Source organism: Phenylobacterium sp. (assembly GCF_036821595.1).
In the GTDB taxonomy this organism is placed as follows: domain Bacteria; phylum Pseudomonadota; class Alphaproteobacteria; order Caulobacterales; family Caulobacteraceae; genus Phenylobacterium.
This window is the reverse complement of the sequence record NZ_DAISJG010000020.1, coordinates 43,373-52,835: the sequence shown is the minus strand read 5'-3', so window position 1 is coordinate 52,835 and position 9,463 is coordinate 43,373. Positions and strand designations below refer to the sequence as shown.

The 9,463-nt window shown below is 73.2% G+C and carries 9 protein-coding genes; 6 read left to right on the top strand and 3 right to left on the bottom strand.

Annotated features, from left to right (window positions below):
- Nucleotides 1-238 precede the first annotated feature (238 nt).
- The 6 genes from V7Z97_RS11400 (at nucleotide 239) to V7Z97_RS11375 (ending at nucleotide 6,219) form a co-directional block, all read left to right on the top strand.
- Nucleotides 239-988, top strand: a complete 750-nt coding sequence (locus V7Z97_RS11400; protein ID WP_334163545.1) for a carbonic anhydrase — start codon at nucleotides 239-241, stop codon at nucleotides 986-988.
- Nucleotides 989-1,061: 73 nt separating this feature from the next.
- Nucleotides 1,062-1,265, top strand: a complete 204-nt coding sequence (locus V7Z97_RS11395) for a hypothetical protein (RefSeq protein WP_334163544.1) — start codon at nucleotides 1,062-1,064, stop codon at nucleotides 1,263-1,265.
- Nucleotides 1,266-1,352: 87 nt separating this feature from the next.
- A complete protein-coding gene (locus V7Z97_RS11390; RefSeq protein ID WP_334163543.1) occupies nucleotides 1,353-1,721 on the top strand; it encodes a YccF domain-containing protein in 369 nt (122 codons plus the stop codon).
- A 68-nt stretch (nucleotides 1,722-1,789) separates the two neighbouring features.
- A complete protein-coding gene (locus tag V7Z97_RS11385; protein WP_334163542.1) occupies nucleotides 1,790-4,585 on the top strand; it encodes an ATP-dependent DNA helicase in 2,796 nt (931 codons plus the stop codon).
- Nucleotides 4,586-4,678: 93 nt separating this feature from the next.
- Nucleotides 4,679-5,458 carry a class I SAM-dependent methyltransferase gene (locus V7Z97_RS11380; protein ID WP_334163541.1) on the top strand — a complete coding sequence of 260 codons (780 nt, stop codon included), beginning with the start codon at nucleotides 4,679-4,681 and terminating at the stop codon, nucleotides 5,456-5,458.
- Between the two features lie 14 nt (nucleotides 5,459-5,472).
- The gene (locus tag V7Z97_RS11375) at nucleotides 5,473-6,219 is read left to right on the top strand and encodes a prephenate dehydrogenase (protein ID WP_334163540.1); all 747 of its coding nucleotides are present in this window, start codon (nucleotides 5,473-5,475) and stop codon (nucleotides 6,217-6,219) included.
- Here the strand turns inward: V7Z97_RS11375 and hisC are convergent.
- The 3 genes from hisC to V7Z97_RS11360 all read right to left on the bottom strand — a co-directional run bounded on the left by hisC (nucleotide 6,206) and on the right by V7Z97_RS11360 (nucleotide 9,399).
- Entirely contained in the window at nucleotides 6,206-7,336 is a 1,131-nt protein-coding gene (gene hisC, locus V7Z97_RS11370) for a histidinol-phosphate transaminase (RefSeq protein ID WP_334163539.1), read from the bottom strand. The genes V7Z97_RS11375 and hisC overlap by 14 nt on opposite strands.
- Nucleotides 7,337-7,385: 49 nt before the next feature.
- Nucleotides 7,386-8,192: a chorismate mutase gene (locus tag V7Z97_RS11365; protein ID WP_334163538.1), complete on the bottom strand. Its 807-nt coding sequence runs from the start codon at nucleotides 8,190-8,192 to the stop codon at nucleotides 7,386-7,388.
- A gap of 97 nt (nucleotides 8,193-8,289) precedes the next feature.
- Nucleotides 8,290-9,399, bottom strand: a complete 1,110-nt coding sequence (locus tag V7Z97_RS11360; RefSeq protein WP_334163537.1) for a response regulator — start codon at nucleotides 9,397-9,399, stop codon at nucleotides 8,290-8,292.
- Between the last annotated feature and the right edge of the window lie 64 nt (nucleotides 9,400-9,463).

Here is a 9,463-nt window from a genome sequence, read left to right as displayed (position 1 = left end):
CCCCTGGCATCCCCCCTACTGCCCCCGCGGGGCCGGCCGTTCCGACCGCGCGACGGGGGGGGCTTCGTGCGGTCGGGAGCAAGAACGTCGCCGGCAGAACGGCGTTCCCGGGGCGGGCGGACTTTTTGTGCGCGGGTCCAGACGCGGCGCCTTGCCGCGCCGGGCTCCACCGCATCTTAGGGATTTTCAGCTTCGATGGCCGCCGGTTCAACGACGCGCCCGGGGGGGCGTACCGCCGATGCAAGACCAGTCCCGGACCGGCCTGTCGCGGCGCGGCCTCATCCTCGCCGCCGGCGCCGGCGTGCTGGCCGCGCCCGCCGCCTTCGCCGCCCAGCCCGGCAAGGCCAAGCCGGCCGCCGGCCACGCCGCGCCCGCTCTCACGCCCGAGGCCGCCATGGCCCGGCTGATGGCCGGCAACGCCCGCTATGTGGCGGCCCGCGCCACCCATCCCAACGGCGACGCCGCCCGCCGCCGGCTGGTGGCGGCCGGCCAGCATCCCTTCGCCGTGGTGCTGGCCTGCGCCGACAGCCGCGTCGCCCCCGAGCTCATCTTCGACCAGGGCCTTGGCGACCTGTTCGTCGTCCGCGTGGCCGGCAATGTGGTGGACGACGCCGTCCTCGCCTCGATCGAGTATGCGGTGATCCACCTGGGGGCCAACCTGGTCATGGCGCTGGGCCACGAGCGCTGCGGGGCGGTCAAGGCGACCGCGGACGCCCTCGACGGCCACCCCTCGCCCGACGACGCCGACACCAAGATCGGCGCCCTTGCCGCCCTGATCGCGCCGGCCGTCCGCGCCGTGCCGGCCGGCGTGGTCGACAAGGTCGACGCCGCGGTCTCGCTGAACGCCGCCCACGCCGCGGCCGAGATTTTCGCCGGCTCGAAGCCGCTGCGCGGCCGCGTGCTGGCCGGTTCGCTGAAGATCGTCGCCGCCCGCTACGACTTGGACGACGGCAGGGTCTCGCCCGCCAAGGGCCGGGAGATCGCCTGAGATCCGGCCCCGCGGCCGGCTGTAACGACCCTGGATGGCGCCGGATTCCGGCGCGCAGTTTGCGAGCGTACCGATGACCGACCCCGAGCAATACGTGCTGGCTCTGGAGCTGCTGGTGTCGCTGAGGGTCGCCCAGGACCCTCCCGAGGTGCGGCAGGAGATCGCCCGGGCCATCGAGGCGGGCCTGGACACCTCGGGCGCCGTCGAGCGCGCCATCCGCGAGCGGGCCCTGCGCATCCTGCGCGAATGCGAACCGGTGGGGCCCCGCCCGGTCTGAGCCCGTCGCCCCGAGCTTGACTGTACACCCCTATGGCGCTTCCAGATGCGTCGCCCCCGCCGCCTCGCGGCCGGAGGCGGAGGACACATGCGACTGCTGCTCAACCTTCTGTGGTTCGTGCTCGGCGGCTGGATCTCCGGCACAGCCTGGCTGCTGGCCGGCCTCGTTCTGGCGATCACCATCGTGGGCCTGCCGTGGACGCCGGCCGCCTTCCGCATCGCCGGCTTCAGCTACTGGCCGTTCGGCAAGGTGGTGGCCGAGCGCGACCCCGGCGTGACCAGCGTGCTCCTCAACCTCCTGTGGCTGCTGCTCGCCGGCTGGTGGCTGGCCCTGCATCATCTGGTCCTCGCCGTCGGGCTCGCGGTGACCATCATCGGCATTCCCTTCGCCTGGCAGCACGTGAAGCTGGCGGTCCTGTCGCTCACGCCGGTGGGCAAGGAGATCGTCCCGGCCTGAGGCGGCCTGCGGCGTCGTCGCCTGCGGGTTCGCCTTCCGTTCCGCGCCGACTCCGGTAAACTCCGCGGGTGACCGCTCCCCTCGCCGCCGTCGATCTCGCGCCCGCCCTCGTGGTGCTGCCCGGCCCGCGCGCGGCGGTGGCCGACGGGGCCGGCGCGCGGACGCTGCGGGCCCCCGACGCGCGCGACCTCGTGGAGGCCGCGCCCGTCCTCCTGGCGCACGCGGCCATGACCGCGCGGCGGCTCGGCCTCAACGCCCTGCCCCGGTCGCCGCGGATCTTCGACGCCCTGGAGCTGTTCGCCTTCGTGCGGCCGGCGCGATTCTGCGCGCCCTCCGCGGCCGGCCTCGCCCAGGCGCTGGGCATGCCCGAGCCCCGGGGCGCCGAGGCCCAGGCGCTGGCGCTCGGCGAGGCCTGCCGGATCCTGCTGGCCGAACTCGCGGCGGCGCCGGAGCCCTCCCGCGAGGAGGCGCTGGCCGTGGCCGAGACCCTGGCCCGCGCCGGCTGGGCCTGGGGCCAGGCCGCCATCGCCGCCCTGCGCTCGGCCCCCGTGGGCAACATGTTCCGCTCGTCCGGCCTCGACGTCTGGATGCGCATGGTCGAGTGGGAGGCGGAGGCCCCGCCGGGCGAGGCCGGCTCAAGGCCGGTGGCCGCCGGGCATGCCGCCGACCGGCTGAAGGAACTGCTCCACCGCTCCGGCCTCGACGAGGCCCGCCCCGCGCAGGCCGAGTTCGCCGCCGAGGCCGCCTACGCCTTCCAGCCGCGGGAGAAGGAGGGCGAGCCCAGGATGATGCTGGCCGAGGCCGGCACCGGCACCGGCAAGACCCTGGCTTACCTCGCGCCGGCCTCGCTCTGGGCCGAGGCCAATGGACCGGCGGTCTGGGTCTCCACCTACACCCGCGCCCTGCAGCGTCAGATCGAGCGCGAGAGCCACTCGGTCTTCCCCGATCCCAAGGTCCGGGCGAAGAAGGCCGTGGTCCGCAAGGGCCGCGAGAACTACCTCTGCCTGCTGAACTTCCAGGACCAGGCTAACCAGGCCCAGCTCGGCGGGGCCGACCTGGTGGGCATGGGGCTCGCCGCCCGCTGGGCGCGGGCCACCCGCGACGGCGACATGACCGGCGGCGACTTCCCGGCCTGGCTGCCCACCCTGTTCGCCGTCCCGCCGGCCGCCCAGGCCAGCGCCGCCAACCTCGTGGACCGGCGCGGCGAGTGCATCCACGCTGGCTGCCAGCACTACCGCACCTGCTTCGTGGAGAAGGCGATCCGCGGCTCGCGCCGGGCCGACATCGTCATCGCCAACCACGCCCTGGTGATGACCCAGGCGGCCTTCGACGGCGCCCGCGCCGCCCGCGGCTCCAAGGCCGACTCCGAGACCACCCAGCTCAAGCGGATCGTCTTCGACGAGGGCCACCACCTGTTCGACGCCGCCGACAGCGCCTTCTCCGCCGCCCTGTCGGGCGCCGAGAGCGCCGAGATGCGCCGCTGGATCCGCGGACCGGAAGGGCGCGGCCGCCGCGGCCGGGGCCTGGAGGCGCGGCTCATGGAGGTGCTGGGCGACCATGACGAGGCCAAGCAGGCGCTGGTCCAGGCCACTCACGCCGCCGCCGCCCTGCCGGGCGAGGGCTGGTCCGGCCGCATCGCCCCGCCGAACGGCGAGGTGAACCCCATCGGCCCCATCGAACAGTTCCTGGTGGCCGTGCTGGAGCAGTTGCGTGCCCGCGCCGCGCCCTCCGAGGTCGGCATGGAATGCGCCGCCCGGCCGGCGCTGGACCTGGTGCGCGACACCGCCCGCGAGGCGGCCGCGGCCCTGGCCAGGGTGGAGGCGCCGCTGCTGGCGCTCGCCCGCGCCCTGGAGGACGTGCTCGACCAGGAGGCCGCCACCCTGGGCTCGGCCGAGCGGGCCCGCATCGAAGGCGCGCTGCGCGGCCTCGACCGCCGCGCCCGCATGACCCTGCCGGCCTGGCGCTCCATGCTGCGGGCCATCGACGAGGACGCCGAGGACGACCCGGACTTCGTGGACTGGTTCGACGCCACCTTCCTCTACGGTCGGGTGGTGGACGCCGCCTGCCGCCGCCACTGGGTGGATCCGACCGAGCCCCTGACCAACGCCGTCATCGCCCCGGCCCACGGCGTGCTGGTCACCTCCGCGACCCTCGCCGACCAGACGCTCGACGATCCCTTCGCGCTCGCCGAGATGCGCACCGGCGCCGCGCGCCTGCCGGACCGGCCGAAGACGCTGCGCCTCGCCTCGCCGTTCGACTATGCGTCCCAGGCCCGCTGCTTCGTGGTCACCGACGTCGGCAAGGACGATCCCCGCCAGATCGCCGCGGCCATGCGCGAGCTGTTCCTGGCGGCCGGCGGCGGCGGACTTGGCCTGTTCACCGCCATCCGCCGGCTGCGCGCGGTGCACGAGCGCATTGCGGCCCCGCTCGCCGACCGCGGCCTCGCCCTCTACGCCCAGCATGTGGACCCGCTGGAGGTCGGCGCGCTGGTCGACATCTTCCGCGCCGAGGAGGACGCCTGCCTGCTCGGCACGGATGCGGTGAGGGACGGCGTGGACGTGCCCGGGCGCTCCCTGCGCTGCCTGGTCTTCGACCGGGTGCCCTGGCCCCGGCCCGACATCCTGCACAAGGCCCGCCGCGCCCGCTTCGGCGGCAAGGGCTACGACGACGCGATCGCCAGGGGCCGCATCGCCCAGGCCTTCGGCCGCCTGATCCGCCGCGCCGACGACAAGGGCGTCTTCGTGATGCTGGACGCCTCCTCGCCCACCCGCCTGTTCTCGGCCCTGCCGGAGGGCGTGGAGCTGCAACGGGTCAGTCTGGTCGAGGCCATCGAGGGCGTGCAGGCGTTCTTGGCCGGCCCATAGCCCCGCGCCTGCGGTAGAGGCGCGGATGGCGGTTGGGAAGTGGCCACGGCCGATGTTAGGAGCGGCGGTTGCCGTCCGAACCGGAGCCTGACGATGTCAGTAGACCTGAATGCAGTCGCCGAGCCGCCGATGCCGCCGCTGGAGCTGCGTCGTTCCGTCGGCCACGACGGCACGCGGGATTTCGAGAATCCTTACGGCGATCTGACCTTCGGCGCCGACGTGCCGATCGGCAACTACGCGAGTGTGCTCGACTTCGGCTGCGGTTGCGGACGGGTCGCCCGCCAGATGATGTTGCAGAAGCAGGCGCGCCCCGGCCGTTACCTTGGGGTCGATCTCTACGAGCCGTCGATCAGGTGGTGCCGCGACCATCTCACCCGCTTCGACCCGGCGTTCCGGTTCGAACACATGAACGTCGCCAACTTGAGCCTGAACCCGAAGGGCAAGCAGCGCGCGCGCATCCCGACGGATGACCGCTACTCGCTCGTCAACGCCCACTCGGTCTTCACTCACATCATCGGCGATGAGGTGGAGTTCTATTTCGAGGAGTGTCGCCGTTCGCTGGAGCCGGACGGGGTGCTGCGCGCCACCTGGTTCCTGTTCGACAAGGCCTACATGCCGATGATGCAGGATTTCCAGAACGCGCTCTACGTCAACGCGACGGATCCGACCAATGCGGTGATCTACGACCATGCCTATGTCCGCTCGCTCTATCGCCGCGCGGGCCTTCGGATCTACGCGGTGCACAAGCCAGCCATCCGCGGCTTCCAGTGGCTGATCTACGCCAAGCTGGAGGAGGGGGAGGACGTCGACTTCCCGTTCGACGACGGGCCCTTGGGCGTCCTGCCGCCGCCGCTGACCCCCGAAGCCGAATAGGCTACTCAGCCCCCATGAAAAGCTTGGGTCTCATCGGCTTCGGCCAGTTCGGCCAGTTGGCGGCCGGGGTCCTGAAGACCCGTTTCGACGTCCTGGTGACCGACCGGGCCCCGGAGGCCCGCGAGCGGGCCCGCGAGCTCGGCGTCGCCTTCGGTTCGATCGAGGAGGCCGCCGCCCGCGACGTCGTCGTCGTGGCCGTGCCGGTGGCCGCCATGCGTGCGGTGATCGGCGAGATCGCCCCGCACCTGAAGCCCGGCGCCCTGGTGGTGGACGTGGGCTCGGTGAAGGTCCTGCCGGCCCAGTGGATGCGCGAGCTCCTGCCGTCCCACGTGGACATCGTCGCCACCCACCCGCTGTTCGGCCCGCAGAGTGTGGCGCGCGACGGCCTGCCGGGCCTGCGCTTCGTGGTCTGCCCGATCCGCGGCGACCGCCACGAGAGGGTCGCCGCCTTCGGCCGCGAGCTGGGCCTCGCCGTCACGGTCACGACGCCGGAGGAGCACGACCAGGAGATGGCCTACGTCCAGGCGCTCACCCACCTGATCGGCCGCAGCCTGGTGAACCTCGGCATCCCGGACGAGCGGCTGGCGACCCAGTCCTACCAGCACCTCCTGGAGCTCTGCGGCCTGATCGGCGCCGACACCTTCGAGCTGTTCACCGCCATCCAGACCCAGAACCCGTACGCCCCTGAGGTCGTGAAGGCCTTCGTCCGCCAGGCGGAGGACCTGCTGGAGCAGGTCGAGAAGGCGCCTAGGCCTTCATGAACTCCGCAAGCGCGTCGACCACGGCGCGGTTGTGCTCTTCCAGGCCGATGGTGATCCGCACGTGGCCGGGTAGGCCGTAGTTGCCGACGCCGCGGACCAGCAGCCCTTTGGTGGCGAGGAAGGCCTCGGCCTCCTTCGCCGTCTTGCCGGGCGTCTCGGGGAAGCCGACCAGCAGGAAGTTCGCCGCCGACGGCAGCACCACGTCCACGCCCAGGCCGCCGAACTGCTGGGCGAGCCAGGGACGCCACTGCTCCACATGGTCGATGGAGCGGCGCTGGAAGTCCTCGTCGCCGAGCGCCGCGATGGCCGCCGCCTGGCCCGGGATCGAGATGTTGAACGGCAGCCGGATGCGGTCGACGGCGGCGGAGATCTCGGCCGGCGCATAGCCCCAGCCCACCCGCAGGGCGGCCAGGCCGTGCAGCTTCGAGAAGGTGTGGGTGACGACCACGTTCTCCGCCGTGCGGGCCAGGTCGAGCCCGTCGTCGAAGGTGGGGTCCTCGCAGAACTCGCCGTAGGCTCCGTCGAGCACCAGCACGACGCTCGGCGGCAGCGCCGCGTGCAGGCGCAGGATCTCGGAGAACGGGATCCAGGTGCCGGTGGGATTGGCCGGGTTGGCGATGAAGACGAGCCGGGTGCGATCGTCCACGCACTTCAGGATCTCGTCCACGTCGATCGTGTAGTTGGGCTCCTTCGCGCGGCGCACCTCCGCCTGGCAGGCGTAGGCGCCGATCGCGTAGGCGGCGAAGCCGTATTCGCCCTGCACGATGTTGTCGCCGGGCTCCAGGAACACCTGGTTGAGCAGCTGGAAGACCTCGTCCGAGCCCTGGCCGAAGATCAGCCGCTCCGGCTCCAGGCGGTAGCGTTCGGCCACCGCCGCCCGCAGCAGGCTGGTGCGGCTGTCCGGGTACATGTGCAGCTGGTCGGCGGCGCCGGCGTAGGCCTCCCGCGCCTTCGGGCTGCAGCCCAGGATGTTCTCGTTGGCCGAGAGCTTGATCGGGTGCTCCACGCCCTCCGCCTTGGCCTTGCCGGGCACATAGGCGTGGATGTCCATGACGCCGGGCTTGGGGAGCGGGCGGGCCGCGCGGGCGCGGTCGTTGAGCGGGGCGTCGTCGGACATCGGACCGTCGGAGTTCAGCTTGGCCCACCGGGCCGGGAAGCGTCGCCTCTTACACGTCCAGCGGCGCGGGCGCAGCCCCGATGACGCCGGAAAGCCGGCCCGGCGCGCGCGCCAGGCGCGGGTCGTTCGCCTGATAGAAGCCGGCCAGGCTGAACAGCTTCAGGCCGCCGGCCTCGGCCACCAGGGTCGCCGCCGCCCCGTCGCGGCTCAGCGCCTCTTCCACCGCCGCGGCGGAATGCGGGGCGTCGGTGACCCAGAAGGTGACGTCGCCGCCGGTGGGCTCCACCTCGACCTCGCCGACGGCCAGCGCCGAGAGCGGCCCCCAGGCGGAGAGGCAGGGCAGGGCGGCGAACACCCGCAGCTTGGGCTCCGCCAGCAGCCGGCCCCACCAGGCGCTGTCCGGCGTCAGGGCGGCGACGGCGACGCCGCCGGGGACCTTCGCCGCGGCGATGGCGTCCTCCGGCTTGGCGACCTGGCGCAGCGGCGGGGCGGCGCCGAACCGCAGGCGGGCGAGCTCCACTGCGCGGGCCGGATCGCGGCCGCCCCAGACGGCCAGGTGGAAGGGGCCCTGCAGCTTCAGGCTCTCGCCGATCATCTCCCGCCAGACCCGGACCACCAGGGCGGCGCTCGCCCCCGTCCGCGGCCGGGCCAGAAGCCGGCGCAGGAGCTGGGCCTCGCGGCCGGGCTTCAGGCCGAACCGGCCGGCCTCGCCCGCCGCGGCCTTGGCGGCGGCCACCACCCGGGCCAGGCCGGCCCGCTCGTCCAGCAGCTTCAGGAGCTCGGCGTCGATGACGTCGATGCGCGCACGGACCTCGTCCAGCGTAGGCGTCGCGGGCGTGGTCTCGGCGTCGGCCATTTTCTCCCCCGAAAATGCAGGGTCGCGACCTAGGTCATTGCGCGGCCGGGCGCAATAGGGCCGGTCGACGCAAGAAAGTTGCAGCCGCAACGAGGGGCTAGGCGGCCTCGACGTCCCGGGTCTCGCCCAGCGCGCTGGCGAGCGCGTCGCGCAGGTGCTCGGGCTTCATCGGCTTCTCGATCACGCCCACCATGCCGGCGTCCATGTAGCCGCGCACCTCGTCCGGATCGACGTTGGCGGTGAGCGCGATGACCGGCGTCTGGCCGGCGCGACCGGGCAGGGCGTGGATCTCGCGGGTGGCGGTCACCCCGTCCATGCCAGGCATGCGGATGTCCATGAGGATCAGGTCGAAGCGGCCGCTGCGGGCCGTCTCCACCGCCTGCAGCCCGTCCTCGGCCGTCTCGGTGGTGCATTGGAGCATCTCGCAGAGCGCCTGGGCGACCACGCGGTTGGTGGCGTTGTCGTCGACGATCAGGATGTGGGCCGCGCGGCCGCTCGCCTCGGCCGGTCCTTCCGGCGCCTGGATGGCCCGGGGCAGGGGGAATTCGAACGCCACGGCCTGCGCCGCGCCGGCTTGCGGCTCGTCGGCGATGGTCCCGCCGTGGCCGGCGACGATCCGACGGGCGAGCATGGCGCCGATGGCCACCTCGAGGCCGAACCGGGCGGCGACCTCGCGAACCCGGCCCTCCAGGTCCTGCGCCTCCCAGGCGGCGCTGCGGGCGCCGCGCACCCGGCCGCGAAGCTTCACCGTATCCGCGGAGCCGGGGGCCGCCCTGAGGCTCACCTCCACGGCCCCGCGGCCGGCGCTCGCCACCGCCTCGCCGATGAAGCCGTCGAACACCTGCAGCAGCCGCGCGCGGTCGCCCATGACGCAGGCTTCCGGATCGCCGTCGTAGGAGACCAGCAGGGTCACGCCCGCCTGCGCCGCGCGCGCCTGCCAGCGGTCGCCGAGCGTGTCGGTCAGTTCGCAGAGCCGGATCGGGACCGGCGACAGGGCGAGGCCGTCCGTCGCCACGGCCTTCAGGTCCAGCGCGTTGTCGAGGGTGCGGCGCACGCCCGCCGCGGCTTCCGCCACGCCGGCCACGCAGGCCTGGGCGTCGGGGGCCAGCCGCTGGCGCGACAACTGGTCGGCCAGCGCCAGCACGCCGTCCATCTGCTGGCGGATTTCCGCGCTGACCCGGTCTAAGAAGAACGCTGGCAGGGACATGGGCCGCCGACTGGGGTGATCAGATCGAGGCGATCATGCCGCCAAGGCTTTGAGCAGTCGTTAA